Origin of the sequence: Paenibacillus peoriae KCTC 3763 (assembly GCF_000236805.1) — a bacterium.
GTDB lineage: Bacteria > Bacillota > Bacilli > Paenibacillales > Paenibacillaceae > Paenibacillus > Paenibacillus peoriae.
Map to the genome: position 1 here is coordinate 352319 of NZ_AGFX01000011.1, position 23250 is coordinate 375568.

General features: G+C 46.8%; 19 protein-coding genes and 1 tRNA gene. 16 read left to right on the plus strand and 4 right to left on the minus strand.

All coding sequences use genetic code 11. The features are described 5' to 3' along the window. The 10 genes from KQI_RS0103995 to KQI_RS0104040 all read left to right on the plus strand — a co-directional run bounded on the left by KQI_RS0103995 (nucleotide 1) and on the right by KQI_RS0104040 (nucleotide 10753). Nucleotides 1-972, plus strand: coding sequence for an RluA family pseudouridine synthase (locus KQI_RS0103995; protein WP_010345436.1), 972 nt, complete (start codon nucleotides 1-3; stop codon nucleotides 970-972). 505 nt (nucleotides 973-1477) lie between these two features. Further along, nucleotides 1478-2044: a bifunctional pyr operon transcriptional regulator/uracil phosphoribosyltransferase PyrR gene (gene pyrR, locus KQI_RS0104000; RefSeq protein WP_010345437.1), complete on the plus strand. Its 567-nt coding sequence runs from the start codon at nucleotides 1478-1480 to the stop codon at nucleotides 2042-2044. Further along, the gene (locus KQI_RS0104005; protein WP_010345438.1) at nucleotides 2041-2955 is read left to right on the plus strand and encodes an aspartate carbamoyltransferase catalytic subunit; all 915 of its coding nucleotides are present in this window, start codon (nucleotides 2041-2043) and stop codon (nucleotides 2953-2955) included. The genes pyrR and KQI_RS0104005 overlap by 4 nt, the downstream gene beginning before the upstream one ends. Before the next feature lie 59 nt (nucleotides 2956-3014). Then, complete coding sequence (locus tag KQI_RS0104010; RefSeq protein ID WP_010345439.1) at nucleotides 3015-4337, plus strand: dihydroorotase; 1323 nt, start codon at nucleotides 3015-3017, stop codon at nucleotides 4335-4337. A 63-nt stretch (nucleotides 4338-4400) separates the two neighbouring features. After that, nucleotides 4401-5537, plus strand: a complete 1137-nt coding sequence (gene carA / locus KQI_RS0104015) for a glutamine-hydrolyzing carbamoyl-phosphate synthase small subunit (protein ID WP_010345440.1) — start codon at nucleotides 4401-4403, stop codon at nucleotides 5535-5537. Between the two features lies 1 nt (nucleotide 5538). Further along, complete coding sequence (gene carB, locus KQI_RS0104020) at nucleotides 5539-8757, plus strand: carbamoyl-phosphate synthase large subunit (protein ID WP_010345441.1); 3219 nt, start codon at nucleotides 5539-5541, stop codon at nucleotides 8755-8757. A 67-nt stretch (nucleotides 8758-8824) separates the two neighbouring features. Then, nucleotides 8825-9619 (plus strand): orotidine-5'-phosphate decarboxylase, encoded by a 795-nt coding sequence (gene pyrF, locus KQI_RS0104025; protein WP_080572113.1) that lies wholly within the window; start codon nucleotides 8825-8827, stop codon nucleotides 9617-9619. Continuing rightward, on the plus strand, nucleotides 9616-10257 hold the full coding sequence (gene pyrE / locus KQI_RS0104030) for an orotate phosphoribosyltransferase (RefSeq protein ID WP_010345443.1): 642 nt from the start codon (nucleotides 9616-9618) through the stop codon (nucleotides 10255-10257). The genes pyrF and pyrE overlap by 4 nt, the downstream gene beginning before the upstream one ends. Before the next feature lie 144 nt (nucleotides 10258-10401). After that, nucleotides 10402-10566 (plus strand): hypothetical protein, encoded by a 165-nt coding sequence (locus tag KQI_RS28710; RefSeq protein WP_010345444.1) that lies wholly within the window; start codon nucleotides 10402-10404, stop codon nucleotides 10564-10566. A gap of 113 nt (nucleotides 10567-10679) precedes the next feature. Next, nucleotides 10680-10753: transfer RNA gene (locus tag KQI_RS0104040), tRNA-Ile, on the plus strand. A 363-nt stretch (nucleotides 10754-11116) separates the two neighbouring features. Here the strand turns inward: KQI_RS0104040 and KQI_RS0104045 are convergent. The 3 genes from KQI_RS0104045 to KQI_RS0104055 all read right to left on the minus strand — a co-directional run bounded on the left by KQI_RS0104045 (nucleotide 11117) and on the right by KQI_RS0104055 (nucleotide 14002). Further along, the gene (locus tag KQI_RS0104045) at nucleotides 11117-11728 is read right to left on the minus strand and encodes a hypothetical protein (RefSeq protein ID WP_010345445.1); all 612 of its coding nucleotides are present in this window, start codon (nucleotides 11726-11728) and stop codon (nucleotides 11117-11119) included. A gap of 277 nt (nucleotides 11729-12005) precedes the next feature. Next, on the minus strand, nucleotides 12006-12338 hold the full coding sequence (locus KQI_RS0104050; protein ID WP_010345446.1) for a hypothetical protein: 333 nt from the start codon (nucleotides 12336-12338) through the stop codon (nucleotides 12006-12008). A gap of 167 nt (nucleotides 12339-12505) precedes the next feature. Beyond that, nucleotides 12506-14002 (minus strand): GDSL-type esterase/lipase family protein, encoded by a 1497-nt coding sequence (locus KQI_RS0104055; protein ID WP_010345448.1) that lies wholly within the window; start codon nucleotides 14000-14002, stop codon nucleotides 12506-12508. A gap of 219 nt (nucleotides 14003-14221) precedes the next feature. Here KQI_RS0104055 and KQI_RS0104060 point away from each other — a divergent pair, with 219 nt between their 5' ends. After that, a complete protein-coding gene (locus KQI_RS0104060; RefSeq protein ID WP_010345449.1) occupies nucleotides 14222-16483 on the plus strand; it encodes a response regulator transcription factor in 2262 nt (753 codons plus the stop codon). Between the two features lie 30 nt (nucleotides 16484-16513). Here the strand turns inward: KQI_RS0104060 and KQI_RS0104065 are convergent, their stop codons facing one another. Further along, the gene (locus KQI_RS0104065; protein WP_010345450.1) at nucleotides 16514-17413 is read right to left on the minus strand and encodes a carbohydrate ABC transporter permease; all 900 of its coding nucleotides are present in this window, start codon (nucleotides 17411-17413) and stop codon (nucleotides 16514-16516) included. A gap of 269 nt (nucleotides 17414-17682) precedes the next feature. On the opposite strand from KQI_RS0104065, the gene KQI_RS0104070 reads away from it, so the two are divergent. The 5 genes from KQI_RS0104070 to KQI_RS0104090 all read left to right on the plus strand — a co-directional run bounded on the left by KQI_RS0104070 (nucleotide 17683) and on the right by KQI_RS0104090 (nucleotide 23234). Further along, the gene (locus KQI_RS0104070) at nucleotides 17683-18600 is read left to right on the plus strand and encodes an ABC transporter permease (protein ID WP_010345451.1); all 918 of its coding nucleotides are present in this window, start codon (nucleotides 17683-17685) and stop codon (nucleotides 18598-18600) included. 21 nt (nucleotides 18601-18621) lie between these two features. Continuing rightward, entirely contained in the window at nucleotides 18622-19245 is a 624-nt protein-coding gene (locus tag KQI_RS0104075; RefSeq protein ID WP_010345453.1) for a YesL family protein, read from the plus strand. A 25-nt stretch (nucleotides 19246-19270) separates the two neighbouring features. Next, nucleotides 19271-20791: an extracellular solute-binding protein gene (locus KQI_RS0104080; protein ID WP_010345454.1), complete on the plus strand. Its 1521-nt coding sequence runs from the start codon at nucleotides 19271-19273 to the stop codon at nucleotides 20789-20791. 171 nt (nucleotides 20792-20962) lie between these two features. Then, nucleotides 20963-22324 carry a glycoside hydrolase family 28 protein gene (locus KQI_RS0104085; protein ID WP_010345455.1) on the plus strand — a complete coding sequence of 454 codons (1362 nt, stop codon included), beginning with the start codon at nucleotides 20963-20965 and terminating at the stop codon, nucleotides 22322-22324. Between the two features lie 25 nt (nucleotides 22325-22349). After that, nucleotides 22350-23234 carry a dienelactone hydrolase family protein gene (locus KQI_RS0104090; RefSeq protein WP_010345456.1) on the plus strand — a complete coding sequence of 295 codons (885 nt, stop codon included), beginning with the start codon at nucleotides 22350-22352 and terminating at the stop codon, nucleotides 23232-23234. Nucleotides 23235-23250: the final 16 nt, after the last annotated feature.

Here is a 23250-nt window from a genome sequence, read left to right on the forward strand (position 1 = left end):
ATGAAAGAAACGAATGAAAGCAGTGAATCCACAGGTCTGTCTTATGAGGAGGAGCTGGAGAGTGAATCACTAGAATGGACAGCGGGAGCCGGTGATGCCAAAACGCGTATAGACAAATATATTGCCGAAAAAATGGAGGATGTGTCCCGTTCCCAGATACAGCTGTGGATCGGAAACGGTCTGGTGCTGGTCAATGGCTCCGCCATCAAAGCCAATTACAAGCTGGCTGAAGGAGATCGTATTGAATTATCCGTACCGGAGCCAGAGAGTGTCGATATTGTACCGGAAAATATTCCTTTGGATGTTGTATACGAGGATTCGGACGTGATTGTCATTAACAAGCAGCGCGGTCTGGTCGTGCATCCCGCACCGGGACATACTTCAGGAACACTGGTCAATGCACTGATGTATCACTGTCATGATCTTTCAGGCATTAACGGAGAATTGCGCCCCGGTATCGTTCACCGCATTGATAAAGATACATCAGGACTGATCATGGCGGCCAAAAATGATCAGGCTCATGCTTCGCTGGCAGCACAGTTAAAGGAACACAGTGTCACGCGTAAATATATCGCGTTGGTTCACGGCCATTTGAGCCACGATCAGGGAACGGTTGATGCGCCTATAGGCCGTGATTCAGGTGATCGTAAATTGTTTACTGTGACGGAACGCAACAGCAAGCATGCAGTCACCCATTTTCTCGTCATTGAGCGTTTGGGGGATTACACTCTGCTGGAGCTTCAATTGGAGACAGGGCGCACACATCAAATTCGGGTACACATGAAATTTATTGGGCATCCTTTGGTAGGTGACCCCATGTACGGGCGTAATAAAGGGATTCGCATGAATGGCCAGGCACTGCATGCAGCGGTATTGGGCTTTAAGCATCCAGCCACTGGCGAGTATATGGAGTTCAGCAGACCGATTCCTCCCGATATGGAAGATGTATTGGCGTCTTTACGTAGTCGCTAAAAGCAACGCAGGCCTGTATTCGTATTCACAAACCTGAATAAATTATTAAATACAACCGCCTATTTGGCGGTTTTTTTATTGCTTAGGCAAGGTATGGGTAAAAACAACTATGGATAATTATACAAAGAAGTTGTATAATTATTAGAGTGCTTCCGGTGGTCCCGGTTGAACAGGTGTTGACACAGGATTTTCAATCTGTCATACTTCTTGTAGTTGCGATGAACTTTGTCCAAGAGATGGTCACCGTCTCACACTATGAGAAGCTGGATAAAGGAAATCCTGAATAGCACCTTTAAATCAGTCCCGTGAGGCTGGCAAGGTAACGTGAATGGATCACTGATCAGTGCATCCGCTGCGGCGGTATGTCTTCAGTGTGTCCGAGAGATCGGAGAACGGTGGAAGACTGTTCATACGAGACTCCTTGCCAAACTTGGGCAAGGAGTCTTTTTTGTATCCGAACACGGGACCAGGTCTGAAGGGGATATCACCTGAGGAGGCTGGGAGCATGAGTAATGAAACACATGTACTGATGGATGAAATTGCGATTCGTCGGGCATTAACACGGATTGCACATGAAATTTTGGAGAAAAACAAAGGTATTGATGATTGTGTGCTTGTAGGAATTCGAACACGCGGGGTTCATTTGGCGCAGCGCTTGGCTGAGAAAATTGCCGAAATCGAAGGTGCACCGATCCCATGGGGAGAGCTGGATGTTACAGCCTACCGCGATGATCGGAGCAGCGTTGGCGAAGCCAAAGGAAATGGAAAAGAGCTTTTGATGAATCCTGCTGACGTATCGGTTCATGATAAGAAAGTCATTCTCTTTGACGATGTGCTGTACACAGGCCGCACCATTCGCGCGGCGATGGATGCATTGATGGACTACGGACGGCCACAAATGATTCAGCTGGCAGTGCTGGCGGATCGCGGACACCGTGAGCTTCCGATTCGTCCGGATTACATCGGCAAGAACATCCCGACTTCCAAATCCGAGGAAATCGTAGTTTCGCTTCAGGAGACGGACGGCAAGGACGAAGTGACGATCAATCAGAACCGGGGGGAACAGGAATGATCACAACTGCCAGTCAACTTAGAGAGCGCAGCCTGCTCGGATTAAAAGAAATGAGCCGCAATGAAATCGAGTCCATTCTGGATCGTGCTCATTATTGGGAATCACAGCAGGAAAAGCTGATTCCAGTACTGCAATCACGCTTCGCGGCCAATATGTTTTTTGAAAACAGTACACGCACCCGCTTTTCTTTTGAAATGGCAGAAAAGCGGCTGGGCGCTCAGGTTCTGAACTTCTCTGCTGCGGCTTCCAGTGTGGAAAAAGGGGAGTCCATTTACGATACAGTCCGCACGCTTGAATCCATGGGCATCGATGCTGGAGTCATTCGGCTAAAGCCAGCCGGGGTGCTGCAAGAGCTTGCTGAGAAAGTCAATGTGCCGCTGATTAATGCCGGGGACGGCAACAATGAGCATCCGACGCAGGCTCTGCTGGACCTGTACACCATGCGCAAAGCTTTCGGTGAGCTTAAAGGCTTGAGCGTATCGATCATTGGAGACATTCTGCACAGCCGTGTGGCTCGTTCGAATCTGTGGGCCTTGCAGAAATTTGGAGCCAAGGTCAGCTTCTGCGCGCCGGATAATATGCAGGCATCTGATCTTGCGGCGTACGCGCCTTATGTATCGATGCAGGAAGCATTACAGGCAGACGTGGTCATGATGCTTCGAGTACAGCTCGAACGGCATGCGGAAGGTATGCTGCGCTCAGCGGATGAGTACCGAGAGCAGTATGGTTTGACAGAGGAGAGAGCAGCGAGTCTCAAGCCCGGAACGATCATTATGCATCCGGCTCCAGTCAATCGGAATGTAGAGATCGACAGTGCACTTGTGGAAAGTGAACAATCACGGATTTTCCCACAAATGGCAAACGGGGTTCCGATCCGCATGGCGGTTATGGAACGGGCAATGAAGTTGTAGAGGCTGTCAGCAGAATCGTAGAAAAAGTCGCACAAAACCTGAGCGGAGGAACATTTCACATGAAACAGTTAATTATGAATGCAAGCGTATTGAATGAGCAGGGCGAGTCTGAATTGAAATCTATTCTGATCGCCGACGGGAAAATTGCTGCTATCGTAAATGAGGGCTCCGGACTGAGTGTTTTGATACCAGAGGGAGCATCCGCAAAAGAACGCCACATCGAAAAAATCGACGCCCAGGGCAAGTTGGTCATCCCCGGTTTAATCGACATGCATGTGCATCTGAGAGAACCCGGTTTTGAATATAAAGAAACGATTGCAACGGGTAGTCGCGCAGCGGTCAAAGGCGGTTTTACGACGATTGCCTGTATGCCGAACACACGCCCGGTAACGGACAATGTAGACACGGTTCAGTTGGTACTGAAAAAGGGGGAGGAAGCCGGGCTTGCCAAGGTTCTCCCTTACGCTGCCATTACGAAAAATGAGCTGGGACGTGAACTGACGGATTTTGAAGCACTCAAGGCGGCAGGCGCCATCGGCTTTACTGACGACGGTGTAGGGGTACAAAGTGCGCAAATGATGAAGGATGCCATGGCACGAGCCAAAGCGTTGGATATGCCGGTTATTGCGCACTGCGAGGATAACACGCTTGTTGAAGGAGCAGCGGTGACGGACGGTGAGTTTGCCAAACGTCACGGGCTTAAAGGCATTCCGAACGAATCCGAGGCGATTCACGTCGGACGGGATATTCTACTATCTGAGGCAACAGGGGCACACTATCATGTATGCCATGTCAGCACAGAGCAATCGGTGCGATTGATTCGCCATGCGAAGTCTTTTGGCATCAAAGTAACTGCTGAGGTATGTCCGCATCACTTGATATTGTCGGATGAGGACATTCCCGGGCTGGATGCAAACTGGAAAATGAATCCTCCTTTGCGCTCTCCGCGTGATGTTCAGGCATGTATCGAAGGACTGGAGGACGGTACGATTGACATTATCGTAACCGACCATGCAGCACACAGCGAGGAAGAGAAGGCAAAGGGTATGGAACTGGCGCCGTTCGGCATTGTCGGATTTGAGACAGCTTTTCCGCTGCTGTACACGAAATTTGTAGCTACCGGACACTGGACACTGGACTTTCTGGTACGCCGTATGACGGCTGACCCAGCACGTGTCTTCCGCCTCAATACGGGACGCTTGGAGGAAGGAGCACCTGCCGACCTGACCATGATTGATCTGGAGCAGGAGCAGGCAGTTGATCCGCAAACGTTTGCCAGCAAAGGCCGCAATACTCCTTTTACAGGCTGGAAGCTCAAAGGCTGGCCCGTAAAAACCTGGGTAGACGGCAAGCTGGTTTGGTCTGCAGACCAAGCAAACTAAAAATACAAATCATTTAAAAAATAGAATCTTATAGCAGGAAACAATACAGAGGAGTGAGACGGGATGCAGGCAAGATTGTTGCTTCAGGACGGCGCGCTGTTTACAGGCACATCATTTGGTGCGGAAGGTGAAAAAACAGGCGAGGTCGTTTTCAACACAGGGATTACAGGCTATCAAGAGGTACTGACGGATCCCTCTTATTGCGGACAAATCGTAACGATGACTTACCCGCTGATTGGCAATTACGGAATTACTCGCGATGACTTTGAATCGGTACGGCCTTATGTTCACGGTTTTGCTGTTCGACATTACGAGCCGGTGCCAAGCAACTGGCGCGCTCAATACAGCGTGGGCGATTTGCTGAAGGAATATGGCATCATTGGCATTAGCGACATCGACACCCGTATGCTTACCCGGATTATTCGCCATCATGGCACGATGAAGGGCATTTTAACGACTGGCTCTCAGCCGCTGGAAGAATTGAAGGAAATGATGGCTGACCTGACCATTGAAGAACTGCGCAATCAGGTGCCTTTGACTTCCACACCTCATCCGTACAGCAGTCCTGGCAACGGCGAACGGATCGTATTGATTGATTATGGTGCCAAAAGCGGTATTTTACGCGAGCTGAACAAGCGAGATTGCGATGTGGTTGTCGTTCCGCACAATACGACGGCTGAGGAAATTCGCCGCCTGAACCCGGACGGAATTCAGCTGTCCAACGGCCCGGGAGATCCGAAAGATGTGCCTCATGCTGTTCGTACGATCGCTGAGCTGTTAGGGGAATACCCTATGTTTGGGATTTGCTTGGGACACCAGTTGTTCGCGCTTGCTTCGGGAGCGGATACGGAGAAACTGAAATTCGGGCATCGTGGCGGCAACCATCCAGTGAAAGAACTGGCGAGCGGACGCTGCTTTATCACCTCGCAAAATCACGGCTACACGGTGAATGAGGAGTCGATCCAGGGAACTGACCTTGAAGTGACACACATTAATAACAACGATAAGACGATTGAAGGTCTTAAACATACCAAGTATCCCGCGTTTTCCGTGCAATACCATCCGGAGGCTGCACCAGGACCTTACGATAACGGCTATCTGTTTGACCGCTTTCTGGACATGATCAGAGAGCACAAAAGAAATCATCCAAAGCAACCGCGTCAGGCCGCTATCGCCGCCGCAGTGAGAGGAGAGCGCTAATATGCCGAAAAATACAGAACTTAAAAAAATACTCGTGATCGGCTCCGGTCCTATCGTTATTGGTCAGGCTGCGGAATTTGATTACGCTGGTACACAAGCTTGCCAAGCGCTCAAAGAAGAAGGCGTCGAAGTGGTACTGATCAACAGTAATCCGGCAACCATCATGACAGACACCAACATGGCTGACAAGGTATACATTGAACCGATTACCCTTGATTTTGTCACACAGATTATCCGTCAAGAGCGTCCTGACGGTCTGCTTCCTACACTGGGAGGACAGACAGGATTGAATATGGCGGTGGAACTGGCTCGTGCCGGAGTGCTGGAGCGTGAAAACGTCAAGCTGCTGGGAACACAGCTTAATTCGATTGAAAAAGCCGAAGACCGTGATCTGTTCCGCGACTTGATGCGCGAGCTGGAACAGCCTGTACCTGAAAGTGTAATTGTTACTACGTTAGAAGAATCGCTCGATTTTGCCAAAGAAATCGGTTATCCGATTATCGTTCGTCCGGCTTATACATTAGGGGGTACAGGCGGCGGAATCTGTGCGACCGAAGAAGAACTGCGTGAAACGGTCAACTCTGGCTTGCGTTACAGTCCCATTGGACAATGTCTGGTGGAAAAAAGCATCGCAGGCATGAAGGAAGTCGAGTATGAGGTCATGCGTGACGGCAATGATAACTGCATCGTTGTCTGCAATATGGAAAACTTTGATCCGGTCGGCGTACATACTGGCGACAGTATCGTCGTAGCGCCGAGTCAGACGCTGTCAGATCGCGAGTACCAAATGCTGCGTTCTGCTTCCCTGAAAATTATCCGCGCCCTCAATATTGAAGGCGGCTGTAACGTACAGTTTGCGCTTGATCCGCACAGCTATCAATACTATGTCATTGAAGTGAACCCGCGTGTGAGCCGCTCCTCGGCACTGGCTTCCAAAGCAACTGGATATCCAATTGCCAAAATGGCTGCCAAAATTGCGCTGGGCTACACACTGGATGAAATCGTGAACCCGGTCACGGGACAAACGTATGCATGCTTTGAGCCGACACTGGATTACATCGTGAGCAAAATACCACGCTGGCCGTTCGATAAATTCATTTCTGCCAACCGCAAGCTGGGCACGCAAATGAAAGCGACAGGCGAAGTGATGGCCATAGGCCGCACGTTCGAAGAATCTATCCATAAAGCGATTCGATCCCTGGAAATCGGTGTACATCGTCTGCACCTGAAGGGAGCCGATCAACTGTCTGATGAGGTGCTTAAAGAGCGTCTGATTAAAGCAGATGACGAGCGTTTGTTCTTGGTGGCCGAGGCATTCCGTCGCGGATGGAAGCAACAGGAAGTTCAGGATTTAACGAAAATTGACTGGTGGTTCCTCGATAAGGTAGAAGGAATCGTCAAGTTTGAAGCTGTCATTGCAGGAGAGTCTGAGCTGACTTACGAAACGCTCTATCAGGCCAAACGTAGAGGCTTTACCGACCGTTCTATCGCCGAGATTCGCAGTCTGGGTCAAACAGCTAACAAGCTGACAACCGAGCACGAGGTGCGTGAGTTCCGTCTGGATCACAACCTGCGTCCTGTCTACAAAATGGTAGATACATGCGCAGCTGAGTTTGAAGCCATAACGCCTTACTATTACTCCTCTTATGAGGTGGAAAACGAAGTCATTCCATCCAACAAGGAGAAAGTTGTTGTGCTCGGTTCCGGGCCGATTCGGATCGGGCAAGGGATTGAATTTGATTACTCCACCGTACATGCGGTATGGGCTATTCAAAAAGCAGGCTACGAAGCAGTCATCATTAATAATAATCCAGAGACCGTTTCTACCGACTTTAACACATCCGACCGTCTCTACTTTGAACCACTTTTCTTCGAGGACGTCATGAATGTCATCGAGCAGGAAAAACCGATCGGCGTAATCGTTCAGTTCGGCGGTCAAACGGCCATTAATCTCGCAGCTCCGCTTAGTGCGGCAGGCGTGAACATTTTGGGTACAAGTTTGGAAAGCATCGACGAAGCGGAAGATCGGAAAAAGTTCGAGCAACTGTTGTCTCGTCTGACCATCGCACAGCCCAAAGGCAACACGGTTACTTCTGTAGACGAAGCGGTAGGAACCGCTCAGGCGCTGGGTTACCCGGTGCTGGTACGTCCATCCTACGTTCTGGGCGGACGCGCCATGGAAATTGTCTACTCGGATGCGGAATTGCTGCGGTACATGGAAGAAGCCGTTAAAATCAATCCGGAACATCCTGTGCTCATCGACCGTTATATGCTGGGGAAAGAAGTTGAGGTTGATGCCATCTGTGACGGCGAAACGGTACTGGTACCAGGCATTATGGAGCATGTGGAACGGGCCGGGGTCCACTCAGGTGACTCTATCGCCGTGTATCCGCCACAGCACTTGTCTGCCGAGCTGAAGCAAAAAATCGTGGAAATTACGATCAGCATCGCCAAGGAATTGAAAACGATCGGTCTGGTAAACATTCAATTCGTCATTCATCAAAACGAGGTGTATGTCATCGAGGTTAACCCTCGCTCCTCACGGACGGTTCCTTTCCTGAGCAAGGTAACGAACATCCCGATGGCGAATCTGGCGACACAGGCTATTTTGGGCGATAAGCTTAAGGATGCAGGCTACACAGAAGGACTATGGCCTGAAAGTAACTATGTCTCGGTTAAGGTTCCCGTATTCTCCTTTGCCAAACTGCGCCGTGTAGAGCCAACGCTGGGACCGGAAATGAAATCGACAGGTGAAGTTATGGGCCGTGACATCCAGTATGCCAAAGCGCTGTACAAAGGACTCGTGGGCGCTGGTATGAAAATCCCATCCACCGGAGCGATCATCATCACGGTGGCGGATAAGGATAAAGAAGAAGCTGTCGAGTTGATGCAGGGCTTTTACAGACTGGGCTACAAAATTATTGCCACAGGTGGAACGGCGGTTGCTCTGGAGCAGGCCAACATTCCGGTGAACACGATCAACAAGCTGAGCGAGGGCAATCCGAATATCCTGGATATGATCCGCACAGGTGAAGCCAATTTCGTATTTAATACGCTGACCAAAGGGAAGACGCCAGAGCGTGACGGATTCCGCATTCGCCGTGAAGCGGTTGAAAACGGTATTGTCTGCATGACCTCGCTGGATACGGTGCGTGCCTTGCTAAGAATGCTGGAGACGATTAATTTCACGTCCGAATCCATGCCGGTTCTAAGCAGCTAACAAGATACCAATAGATGATGAAAAATAAGTAGCACAAGGAAGGACATTCATCAGCTTTTGCTGACGGATGTCCTTTATCACGGGCAAATTTACTCGAATTGACGTGAAAAGGGGATGGAGAACGGTGAACGAAGCATTTCAGCAGATGGCAGGACGGCTGATGGTCGCGTTAGATTACCCGGATGCGCAGCAGGCGGAGCAGTTAATTCGGCAACTGGAGGGTATTCCTTGTTATATAAAAGTAGGTATGCAGCTGTTTTATAGCGCAGGACCCGCTTTTGTGGAACAATTAAAATCAAGAGGATACTCCATTTTTCTAGATTTAAAAATGCATGATATCCCTAACACGGTGCGTGGAGGGGCAGAGAGCATTACCCGCTTAGGGGTGGATATGTTCAATGTACACGCGGCTGGAGGCCGCAGCATGATGTCAGCCGCCAGAGCCGGAGCCGAAGCAGCGATTTCCACAGACAGCTCGCTCGCCATGCCGCTCATTATTGCAGTTACACAGCTGACCAGCACGGATCAGACGACCATGAATACGGAGCTGGGCATTCCTGGTACGGTACAGGATGTGGTCGTGCGCTACGCACAGCTGACTCGTGAGGCGGGACTGGACGGTGTGGTAGCGTCCCCATTGGAAGTGCCTGCGATTCGCGCCGTATGCGGGTCTGATTTTAAAACCATAACCCCTGGCATACGCCCGGCAGGCAGTGCTACAGGTGACCAGTCGCGTGTGCTTACTCCTGCACAAGCCATTGCCCAAGGCAGCAGCTATATTGTCGTTGGACGGCCGATCACGGCAGCACCAGACCCACGCGCCGCAGTGGAACACATTATTGAGGAGATGATACAAGTATGACTACATTAAACAATATACCTGAACAAATTGCATCCCATCTGTTACGTATTCAGGCGGTAGCATTGCGTCCGCAACAGCCTTTTACATGGACATCCGGCATTAAATCACCTATCTACTGTGACAATCGTCTTACGATGTCCCACCCGGAGGTGCGTGAGCTGATTGCAGACTCATTTGCTGCCCTCATTCGTGAGCAATATCCCGAAACCGAAGTCATTGCAGGGACAGCTACAGCCGGGATTCCTCATGCGGCCTGGGTGGCACAAAAGCTGAATTTGCCGATGGCCTATGTAAGGGATAAGGCCAAAGGACACGGAAAAGAGAACCAAATCGAAGGCCGGATCAGCGCCGGACAAAAGGTTATGGTTATCGAGGATCTCATATCTACCGGGGGGAGTTCCATTAAAGCAGCACAGGCTGTAGAGCAAGTAGGCGCTCAGCCGTTAGCTGTACTGGCTATTTTCAGCTACCAACTGGATAAAGCGACTCAAGCTTTTGAAGAAGCGGGCGTGAAGCTGCAAAGCTTGTCCAATTACACGACCCTGATGGAGGTTGCCTTGCGTGAAGGAACCATACAGGAGGAAGAGATGGAGCTGCTGCGTTCCTGGCGTCAGGACCCGGCATCCTTTGGCAAATAAGGCGGAGCATATAAAGACATCGGAGCTGATTGGCGTGGCACAGGCTCTTTGCCATCCAGCGTAGATTGTTATGCTTCAGGCTGTGTAAATCGAATTCGATCCGGTTACACTAACTCTACCATCATGTGAAAAGAGGGAGTTCGGATGTATTGGGTTTACTATGGCAGACTGTACACGACTAAATTTCAGGCCGGGTGTCTGGCAAAAAGGCTGGAGCATGACGGCTGGATGTACGGCTACAACGATCCACGCGCAGTGGAGGTGTATCGCTCGCGCAAGGGACGTTATGGCGTCCGATTTATTCCGTGAGTTATTAAAGTAAAAAAATATTTAAAAAGCTATTGACGAAACACAAGAAAATGTTGTATATTAATTAACGTTGCTGTTATGAATATGTAGCGTGAATATACAGATTTTTTTGAGGGCCCTTAGCTCAGTTGGTTAGAGCGGTCGGCTCATAACCGATTGGTCGGGGGTTCGAGTCCCTCAGGGCCCATTTCCTCAAAAACCCTTGCCTAGCAAGGGTTTTTTGTTGTTCTTTGAGGTAATGAAAACATTTTTTGAAACGTATCAGCAAGCCATGCATGATTGGGAGACAATCATACTTTATGGAGCAAGCAAATGAGTTATCAAGAGGCTGCTAAAGAGTGGGCTATACATCATAAATGAAAATAAAAAAAGATCATTGGTCATGGGAAGCGCCAGTGATCTTTTTGCTAATCCTAACTCTTGAAGTAAGCTGGCATTACCCCCTGTTATTGAGGGGACGTAGCCCCTTATTCAGAAGCACAAACTATTTTATATTTAGTGACCGCTTGGGAAGAGTGTTGGATTATGTAGTAGCTTTGATTTTTCCGCGTTACTCTGCATTAGCATTACTTGCGCCAAAAATTAGTCCTGTATGTTTATCACCAACTACAAAATACTTTATGCCGTTTACTACGACCGAACTGTCTATGTTTGAAGCATCCACATCTGAATCAAGAACTCCTAGCTTCTCCATTGTTTCTTTACCCAATTCAATGTTAGCATCGGGCTGAGTGGCAGATATGAATAATGTAGATGCAATGAATATGTATTCTGCATTTTCTAAAGTCTTATCGCTGCCTCCTATAAAGTTAATACCCAATATTTCACCTGTGCTCTTGCTTACTGCACCCGTAATTGCTAAATTCTCTGCGATTTTATAAGAAAATGTGTTATTAACAGGACCTTCTTCAATTTTTAAATGAGTAATTCTTAATTTAGTATTTGTTTCTTGCGCGTGTTTATTAAATGAATCTGTAAATTCTTCAGGAGTAACTCCAATTGAAAGGGCTACACGCTCTTCTTTCACGCTCTTAGAAGGTTCTTGTGTAACAGTCGTATCGATTGTTGCTGGTTTAGTTTCTACTGTTTTAGTCTGGTTCGGTGAGCAAGCTGCAAGCGTCAGAAATGCGACGGTCAGTAATGCATTCGTTACAATTTTCATATTATCTCCTTGAAATCTTGTTTTTCGTATAGTTTATCAGAACTAGGAAAATATATCTATTAATATTTATAAATTTAAAAGTTTTAATCTTAATTTCAAGTTCAACCTCACTTATATCATAATGATAAATTGTTAATGGGAAGTATTTCTTTTAAGGATCAGTTTGAGATTAGAGTAAATGTAAAGTAGGACGTCACTGGTATTTAGCCGGGAGTCACCAAAAAAAAGCACTGCCCGAATAAACGAACAGTGCTTCTTTTAACGCCCTTATTCAATCCTAGGATACTTTAACGGTGTATACCATTCTCAATTTGCCGTTACCACCATAAATTTCGACTCTTGCGTTCGTTGCAGTGGTGGTTGTTACCACGCCGGAGGTGGAGACTGTGACATTTCCGCTTGCTACTTTATAAGTATCTCCTGGGTAATTAGACAATGCGTAAGAGTAATTTCTTGGCAGCTTAGCCGTTCTGTAATATACCCCGTTTACTTGTACAATAGGCGTAATTTCTGGAGAAGGACCTACTGCTGCGGACGCACTAGGAACGATAATACTGCCAATGAGTCCCAAGGACATGGCTGTTGATAATACTACTTTTTTAATATTCATAGAGAATTCCTCCTGATGTGTTATTATACGAGCTCCTAAAATATACCATGTAAAATTGCTGATTTCACTTCATTCGACAAATGTTGTCAAAATCAAACAACGAAACGGTTCTAAAGTCCTATAAGATACAAAAGAATTAAAATATAACAATTAAAGAATTCTTCATGTCAGTTTGCAAGCTCGTGCATAAGCCTTTCACTGCTGTCTTGATTCCATTCCACCATACGCTGCTTTAGTGCAGACAATTCCGTGCATTGGCGAATAGCCTCTGCTACAAGCTTGGCAATCTGTCTTGCTCCTTCGTCGGAAAAATGGGTATTATCCGTTACCCCTGCGGGATAATTCGGGTGCGTTTGTTCAGGCAAATGCATAAATAACTGCCGGGATGCTTTTTCACCCATGGAACGATAAAGCTGCTGTGAAGCCTCAAAAATATCGAGCAGCGGTGTATGGGTTTGCTCCGCTACTTGTCTCATGGCTGCAGGATAGGCTCCCACAGCCAGCGGATCAGGTTCCCCGTCTGCGGTAAAGCGGCGGCGGCTTACAGAGGTCAATAGCACGGGAACCCCGCCACGCTTCCGAGTAGATTCGATGAATTGAATGAGGTTTTGGCGGTATTCCCCGTCAGGATCGGTGTAACGGGCCGGATCTTCTTTTTTCTCATCGTTGTGTCCAAATTGAATAAACAGATAATCGCCGGCTCGAAAATCCTTTTCAATATCAGCCAAGCGACCTTCTGCTATAAAGGATTTGGTGCTGCGCCCATTCACCGCGCGATTGTCCACATGAACAGTCGGGTCCAAGTAGCTTTGCAAGTGTTCGCCCCAGCCTGTCATCGGTTTCTCGGTGGCTCCTTTTTGAGCTGCAGTTGAGTCCCCGGCGATAAATAGTCGGATTGGCAGCGGCTGTTTTACTTGAACATAGCGATTTTTTTGAAGCCAGGCTTCCGCCAGCTTGAGCCATTGCCGGCATTCACGGTTGTCCTCTGCCAGGCCCAAACCGTGTCGTCCTTCCTCGAATACATGCAGCTCAAATGGAATCCCTTCTTTGGACAATGCGGAAGCAAACAAGAGACTGTTTTCTACCGGAACGGTGCCATCATTGGCTGTTGTCCACATAAAAGTTGGAGGTGTCTGTGAAGTCACTTGCTGATCGGATGAAAAGGCTTGAAGCTGCTCCTGTGTTGGCTGTTCACCCAAAAAATGTGTACGGCTTCCGATATGCGTATAAGAGTCATGGAACGAAATGACGGGATATCCCAGCAGCAGAATATTAGGCTTCTCCGATCCTCTGGTGGCAACGATGGAGGCCAAATGCCCGCCTGCCGAGAAACCGATCAGCCCCACTTGTTCAGGAATCACAGGCCAGTCCTTGGGTGTTTGGCGAACCCATTGCAGGGCATGCTCCACATCCTCCAACAAGGAGGTGATCTCGAAATCGCCGACTTGGTACTCCAGCACTCCTGCATGGATGCCCAAATCATTCAACCATCGGGCGATAGGTTCTCCTTCATGTGGGGCCAAATACTCATAGCCACCGCCGGGCAATACCAATATAAAAGGGCGAGCCTCCTGAACTACAACTGGATAGAGGGAGAGAAAGGATGTGTCTGCTGGAAATTGTTCTTTTATAATCTCTTCTTCAGGACTGATAACGTGTAACATAAGGTACCTCCAGGTTTCTTTTTAGATGCCGCCAACGAAAATAATCAATTTAAACTGGAATAATACGGATAGAATGGCAGTTAACATTTCGGCTTGAAGAGCAGGGGTGTACAGTTTTGGATGTAAAAAAAATACATGCACACGTGAAAAAAATGATTTAAACCTCATAATGAAAGCGCTATAATTTGATGTAACACCAAGAAACAAAGGGGGAGCGCAATGAAAAAAGGCAAAATGTTCTACACCATTTTTATTACGATTCTGGTTTTGGGAATAGGATTGGTGGCCAGCTTCGGCAGCTACATTTATTTTACAACAATTAGCTCCGTTGTGGAGAGAGTTTCCAATACCAAGCAAAGCTATATGGCGCAGATGAGAAACAGTCTGGAGCAGAAAATCCAAACCATTGAATATGCTTTTAATACGTACAGCACAACCAGTTCGTTTAATGAGGTTGTGAAGCATCCCATTACAGAAAAAGATTTTATAGCCTACCGGAATGTGAATACGCAGCTCAATTATATTGCCACGATGGGATTGGAAGGAACGGAATATTCACTGATCAGCCTGGACCAGAATTGGAAAATTTCCAATGGAAGCCTGTCCTATTTGACAAAAACGGAACGGGAAAAGCTGATTAATACGTATATCGACCAGCAGGATAAGGGACTATTCTGGATCAGAACAGATAAAGGAATCCGTTTTGTGAATACCCTCCCTGTATTTTCCAAAAAGAAGCAGGCCATTGCTCTTTCTGATATTTCGTCGCAGACGTTAAGTCATACCATTCAAACAGAGGATCATATGCCCGTTTTTATTTTGAATAACCAAGGCGATTTAATGTACGAAACTGAGCCTGCTACCCGCCTATTGTCTGCCCAGCAACTTCAGCACATTTCAGAAGTGACAGCAAAATCAGACAACACAGGCATGCTGACATTGGAGAAAACAAAACATCAGCCTGCACGGCAAATCATTTATGCCAAATCTGCATATAACAATTGGACTTACTTAACGGTATTAGATAAAAATGAAATTGCGAATGCATTTCAAACGACCAAATTTTGGATCATCATGATGGGACTTGTGCTCACGCTTTTAATTGTAGTGGTGGCGTATGTTATTGCTATTTATTTTACCAAGCCATTCCAGCAGATTCAACGCAGCCTCCCCAAAAACCCTAATTTAACGTTCAAAAATGAGCCTTCCAAAAATGAAATTGAATGGATCATTGATTCCATCGACACCATTGTAACAGAGAAGGAAAGCTTGGAAAGCCTCATTCAGTCTGAAATGCCGCAGCTTGAAACCCAATTGATTCTCAACCTGTTCCGCAAGCGTATTTCTGTGGAGGAATTGGCACGAAAAATGCCTCGCCTCGGCTATTCGCAGCTTGAGAATCAAATGTATATTACGATGCTGATCCAACTGGACAATCTGGGTGATCGGGAGCCATCGGATAAAGATGTGCTGCTGCTGGCCATTAACAAAATCGTAGAAGAAACCATTCCAGAGCAGCAGCGTATGCTGCCCATCATTTTGAATGATGATACCCAGGCTACCATTTTCATATTGACAGACAAGAACGAGCATGAAATAAGAAAGCAGGTATTGGATGATGCGACTCTTTTGATTCAAACCGTAAAAGAGTATTTGAACGTATCCATCAGCATAGGCATTAGTACAGCGTATAGTAACTTATTAGAAAGTAAAGAAGCGTGTGAGATGAGCAAGCAAGCCCTACATCATCGTTTAAATTTAGGCAAAGAGTCGATTATTTTTTACGAAGATATTTCCATGGTCATTTCAGGTCCGGTGCTGCTTTATTATCCTACGGAATTGGAATCGCAGCTGTTTGACGCCATCCGAATAGGGGATGAAGAGCAGGTACATCATACGGTCCGTTCCTTATTGGCGGAAATGATGACCAAAAACAATCATTCCATGAACTTTGAGGTGCTGCTGGTGCGGTTTGTGAATAACCTCATCCAGTTGGAGCAGCTGCTAGGGATCGAGGTGCTGCTGACGCAAGACAATCATGCCTTGTATCATCGCTTGCTGGACATCCGAAACCCGGAAGAGATTGAGCGTATGCTGGTAGAGCAAATTATATTCCCCATGGTAAAAAGCATGAAGGAGAAAACGAATCAGCAATTCCGCTCTCTCTCGGAAAAAATTGCCGCTATTATCCGCGCTGAATATGACCAGGAATTATCATTGGAACTCATTGGTGACCGACTTCATTACAATCCGAATTATTTGAGCAGTATCTTCAAAAAAGAATACGGAACGACGTTCAGCGAATATCTGATGGGCTACCGTCTGCAAATGGGCAAGAAGTGGCTCGTCGAGACTGATATGACGATTAAAGAAATCGCCGAGCGCTTGCAATATCATAATTCGCAAAACTTTATTCGCTCGTTTCGGAAGAAGGAACAGGTCACACCGGGAGCTTATCGGAAGATGAAGCAAGCCAATTGACCTGACCTTCACAGCAATCCGGGGGGCGGCTTACCCTTTAACCGCCCCTAGCAAAGCCCCTTTAACAAAGTGCTTTTGTACAAATGGATACACGATTAACATCGGAACGGTTGCAATGACAATGACCGCCATCTTAATCGTCTGCGCAGGCGGGATGACATCTACAGCGGTTCCTTCTGCCTGCATACCACTGGAAACGATTACAATTTGACGAAGCAAGACTTGAATCGGCCATTTGGCAGAGTCATTGATGTAGAGAATCGCGTGCATATACGTATTCCAGTAGGCTACCGCATAGAAAAGGGAAATAGTTGCAATCGAAGGCAGGGCTAACGGCAGCATAATTTTAAAGAAAACCCCAAAATCGTTGCACCCGTCCATCTTGGCGGATTCCTCCAAATCATCCGGCAAAGCCTGAAAAAAGTTACGCATAATAATCAGGTTAAACGCATTAATGGCCACGGGAAGAATCAAGGACCAATACGAGTTGATAAGCCCCATGCTTTTGACAACCAGGAAGGTTGGAATCATTCCCCCACTAAACAGCATCGAAAATACAACAATGAAGTTAATAGTATTGCGGCCAAGCAAATATTTTCGTGATAATCCATAGGCCATAAAAGCGGTAAATATCATACTTACGACGGTACCAACGATTGTCACTCCGATTGAAACACCAAGACCCTTAAAAATGGTTGGAGTCGACAGGATATAGCGATAGGCATCCAAGGAAAAAGTAACCGGGAATAAAATGAACTTCTTGGCTATCACTTCTTCGGTTGAGGCAAAAGAGCTGGCGATGATATTCAAAAAAGGCAAGAGACAAGTGAGGGCAATGAGAATCAATAATGTACTATTTACAATGTTGAAAATACGACTGCCCAGCGAATCTTTTTTTCGTAATTTTTGTTTTTGTAATCGTTGCGTCAATGTGGTGACCTCCTCGTAATCGTTTACATGTCAACCTTATCAAGAGGAAGAAATTCCGTATATAATCAAATCTTGAGGTGTTCCCTAAGAGTGGAAAAAAGAGGATGATCATTAGATTGTGTAGTAATCATTAGGTAAGGTGAAAAGGCAGAAAAGTAGGCTATATATACAGTTTTGTAAACGCTATCATTTGATGATTATATGCGGAATGCGAAAAATCACGTACTCTTGAAAACGTATACAGGAACGTTTGAAGGAGGTCAAATAGAATGAACAAAAAAACCCCGGAAAGCCTTTTGCGCATGCAAAAACACAAGCTGCTGTATCTGATGGTATTACCCGGGCTGGTGTACTTCATTATTTTTAAGTACTTCCCCATGGGGGGCTTGGTCATTGCGTTTCAGGATTATCAAGCCTTTCAGGGAATCACGGGTAGTCCGTGGGTAGGCATGAAGCATTTTATCCGTTTATTTACCGAGCCCACGTTTTTCATGCTGTTACGCAATACGCTGATTTTATTTGCACTGAACATTGTAATCTTTTTCCCATTACCTATCATTTTGGCATTGATGCTGAATGAGGTCAGGAAGCTGTTTTTTAAAAACATGATTCAAACCATCATCTACATCCCGCACTTTATGTCATGGGTTATCATCGTTTCGATTTCTTATGTATTCCTTACGGTGGACGGCGGGGTATTGAATGAAATAATTGCCGCGCTAGGCGGTGAGAAAATCAGCTTCTTAACTTCTCCGGAATGGCTGCGAACCGTTTACATGGGGCAAGTCATCTGGAAGGAGCTCGGCTGGTCTACCATCATTTATTTATCCGCAATCACAGTGGTAGATACGCAATTGTACGAGGCAGCAGAGATGGACGGTGCGGGACGATTACGAAAAACATGGCATGTTACCTTGCCGGCAATCCGTCCGGTTATTATTACATTGCTCATTTTGAAAATCGGCAGCACGCTGGATTTGGGCTTTGAGCATATGTATCTGCTGTTAAACTCACTGAACCGTGAAGTTGCCGAAATTTTTGATACCTACATTTATACCGCAGGCTTAAAGAATGGACAATTAAGCTTCAGTACGACGGTAGGGCTTTTTAAAGGGCTGGTAGGTTTAGTCCTGATTATGTTCTCCAATCGACTAGCCAAGAAATTTGGTGAGGACGGCGTTTACTAATGACGACGGGAAGGATGCAAAATGGTACGGTTTGTAGAAAACATGAACAAATGGTGCATGCGCCTGCTCCGGCTGGTTTACCTTAACCTGCTATGGACGGCAGCGACAATCCTGGGCCTGGTCTTTATAGCTGTGGGGCCTGCCACCGTCGCCATGCTGAGTGTTATAAGGCAATGGATTCGAGGCAATGAGGATGTTCCCATTTTCTCGACGTTTGTACGTTACTTTAGAGAAAGCTTTAAAGAAGCAGCGATTATTGGCGGACTCTACAGCCTTGTAGGTTATGTGCTTTACGTGGATATTGTCAATGTCTCGTCCTGGTATGTTCGTGTAGTGACGCTTATTGGAGCCTTTTTGTATCTGATCTCTTTGGCGTACATTTTTCCGCTGCTGGCTCACTATGATTGGAAAGGCATCAAACTGAAAATCAAAATGTCGATCGTGATTGGATTTTCATATTTACAATATACACTTGTTCTTTTTGTAGCCATTGTCGTGCTGTTTGCATTGATTTTAGGCTTATACCCGGGAATTCTGACTTTTGCCGGAGCGAGTATCCTCGGTTATCTCGTGATGTGGATGACGCATCAGGTGTTCAGCAAAATAGAGCGAGAGGTTCTGGTGAAAGAGGAAGATATGGCATAAATATATAAAAAAAGGAGCAAACACGATGAAAAAAAGGATCACGATGAAAAAGGGAGTATCGGGCCTTCTTGCAGTACTTATGGTCATGAGTGTTTTTTTAGCTGCTTGTAGTGACAAGGGAGCGGAGGATCAAAGCAGTCAAACCTATGATCCGAAGTCCAAACTGGAATTTACCTGGTTAAACGTATTGCATACAGCTTCGCCGCCTACAGAAACGATCAAAAGTAAAATCGAAGAATACACCAATTCCAAAATCACCTTCAACTGGGTGCCGGATGCTTCCAAGGAAGAGAGAATCACCACTGCACTAGCCTCGGGTGAATTGGCAGATATGGTGACCCTGACGATGATGACAAATTCTTCAGTGCGGAGTTCTTTGAAATCGGGGCTATTCTGGGATGTAGGAAAATATTTGGATGATTATGAAAATTTGAAAAAGATCCCGCCTGAAGTGCGGGAAGCCGCTTCCATTGAAGGGGTGCTGTATGGTGTTCCGTTCCAGAAGAATCTGGCTCGTGCGGGTCTGGTTATTCGTCAGGATTGGCTGGATCGCTTAGGTCTGAAGGTGCCGACGACGCTGGATGAGCTGTATGAAGTTGCGAGAGCGTTTACAGAAGATGATCCGGATGGGAATGGCAAAAATGATACGACAGGGTTTGTGGACAGATCGGATTTGCGCTACAGCAGCTTTAAAACTTTAAGTTCCTATTTTGGTACACCGAATGGCTGGAAAGTAGATGAAAGTGGAAAGTTTACGCCGGAATTTGATACTCCTCAATACATGGAAACGTTAAAGTATTCGCAAAAGCTATACAAAAACGGATACCTCTCTAAAGACTTTCCTGTAACTGCCAAAACGGACCAGCAGCAACAATTTGCTCAAGGCAAAGCAGGTATTTATACGGGCATGATCGATATCTCTAACCTCAGAACCTTGTCCCAAGGTTTGCAAAAGGGGTTGAAGCTGGTACCTGTCAACAAGATTTCGAATGGAGATGGCAATTACCACGTATGGTCTGAGGGAAGCGGGGTAGGTGGTTTGCTGGCGTTTCCTAAATCCGAAGTAAAGACGGAAGCTGAGCTAAAAAGACTGCTGCAATTTGTCGATGGTTTAATTGACAAGGATGTATATATGTATATGACCGGCGGGATTGAAGGCACTCATTATAATATCGAAAAAGACGGAGCCTTTAAAATTACGAATACAGACTTGTGGCAGGCAGATGTTCAGCCGTTTTCAAGCTCCAGACCAAGTGAAGTGACCTATAACTTAAAAGATGCCAATCCGGAAAAAGAGCTGGCTAATGAATTAGTCCGGGAAAATAATAAATTTGCTGTTCTGGACCCGACGGTGCCCCTGGATTCAGTCACGGCTAATGAGCAAGGCACAGAGCTGGAGAAAATCATTACCGACGCTTCCTTCAAATTTATTATGGGTGAGCTTGATGAAGCCGGATTTAAGGCAGCCGTAGAAAACTGGAAAAAATCCGGTGGATCACGGATTGCCGCTGAATATGAGGAAGCGTATAAGAAATCAAAAAAATAAGGATATGCCCCCGGATTTCTTGAACAATTTATTTAATGTAAAAAACCCGGGGGCAAAGGCGACCACTGACGCTTGTCCAGCACCATTCCGCCGACTCCGTTTTCCAGTGTATTTTCAAGTCCAGTCTATAATTTTCGTATTCACAAAAAAATGAAGATAGGAGAGAACGAAATGCAAGCGTATAACATTGTAGATTATGGAGCCCCCCAGGATGGTACGACGCCAGCAACGGAAGCGATTGCGAATGCAATTGAAGCGGCCAGCAATGCCGGGGGAGGCACGGTTGTTATTCCCTCAGGTACGTACTTTACAGGAGCTATTTTTCTTAAAAGTAATATTGAACTGCATGTAAGCCCTGGCGCCATTCTTTCTTTCAGTACAAATCCGGCCGACTATCCTGTGGTGGAATCCAGATGGGAAGGGGTTCAGCGAGAAGTACATGCTTCATGCATTTACGGGCAAAACCTCGAAAACATTTCAGTTACAGGCAGCGGAATCCTGGAGGGAAATGGTCAACCGTGGTGGGAAAAGCATCGAAACCATCCTGAGGACCTACAGTATCCAAGACCGAAATTAATCAGCTTTGACCGTTGTCAGCGGGTCACCATTAAAGATGTCATGCTAAAAAATTCCCCCAGCTGGACTGTCAATCCCATCGCCTGCTACAACGTGACGATTGACAATTTGTCCATTCTTAACCCGGCAGACTCCCCCAATACCGATGGCATTAATCCTGAGTCCTGTTCCAATGTTCGTATCAGCAATTGCAATATCGATGTAGGTGATGACTGTATTGCGATCAAAGCAGGAACCGAAGATACGCAGGAGCGGATTGCTTGCGAAAATATTACGATTACCAATTGTACGATGGTGCATGGACATGGTGGTGTCGTATTAGGAAGCGAAATGAGCGGAGACATCCGTAATGTTACGATCAGCAATTGCGTGTTCAAGCAAACAGATCGGGGCATACGATTGAAATCCAGACGGGGACGCGGTGGAATCATCGAGGATATTCGCGTCAGCAACATTGTGATGGAGGAGGTCATTTGTCCATTTATTCTGAACCTGTATTATTTCTGCGGACCTCGTGGCAAGGACAAATATGTCTGGGACAAAAATCCTTATCCGGTTACCGATGAAACTCCGAGCTTTAGACGCATCCATTTCTCCGATATCACGGCACGGCAGGTTCATGCAGCCGCCGGGTTCCTGTACGGGCTTGCGGAGCAATACATTGCTGAAATTACATTTTCCAATATAGATATTTCCATGGCGAAAAATGCGATTCCCGGCCGTCCCGCCATGATGACAGGGATCGAGGATATGAATAACCGTGGCTTCTATCTGGGGAATGTGAAAGATATCCGTTTCCAGCATGTGACGATTGAAAATCATGAGGGTCCTGCCTTCTACATTGAAAATGGGGAAGACGTTGAAATCAATCGTTGCCATTCCAGAAATACAGCCCAACCAGAAAAGCTGATAGAACAAGTAACAGTAGAGCCTTCCAGCCAAAATATTTTGAATTAGGAAGGAACTGAAGGGAGGAAGGAACGTGGATAGGCTGCAAGCATTGTTAGGTGATCTCCCGGAAGATCGTCCTGTGACAGCAACTCTGCTGAACCAAGAGGAGCGGGAGAGATATCGACTGGAATGTCTCCTGCTGGACTTGAACGGGATCGAGCCTGTACCCGCTTATGTAGCCACCCCCTTACAGGGGGACGGTCCGTTTCCACTGGTCATTTTCAACCATTCGCATGGGGGCGATTATACGAACGGTCGCAGGGAATTGATCCAGAGCAGCTCTTATTTGCAGCAGCCCTCGTTTGCCACAACCCTGACAGACATGGGGTATTGCGTGTGCTGTATTGACATGTGGGGATTTAATGAGCGCGGGGGGAAAACCGAGAGTGAACTGGTCAAGGAGATGCTCTGGCAGGGGCAGGTGCTGTGGGGCATGATGCTTTACGATAACCGTCGCTTATTGGATTATATGTGCCAGCGTGAGGACATTGAGGCTTCCCGCATCGCAACGATCGGCATGTCAATGGGTGGACTTATGGCCTGGTGGCTGGCAGCCCTGGATGAACGGATACAGGTCACCGTTGATATTTGCGGACAGGTCGATGCCCATACGCTGATCGCCAAAAGAGGTCTGGATCATCACGGCTTCTATTCCTATGTCCCCGGCTTGTTAAAGCATTTTACGACCCTGGATATTCAAAAACGGATTGTCCCTCGGCCACGTATGAGCATAACAGGCCAAAATGACCGGATGTGTCCGATTGAAGGGGTCGAGCATTTGGCACAAGGATTGCTGGAAGCTTACCGTGAAGCGGGTCAGCCCGAGCATTGGCAGCCTGTGATTGCGGGTGGCGGACATATGGAGACGCTGGAAATGCGAACGGCGTGGCAATCTTTTTTAGCCGAGCACTTGTAAATTGAATGAAGGGATT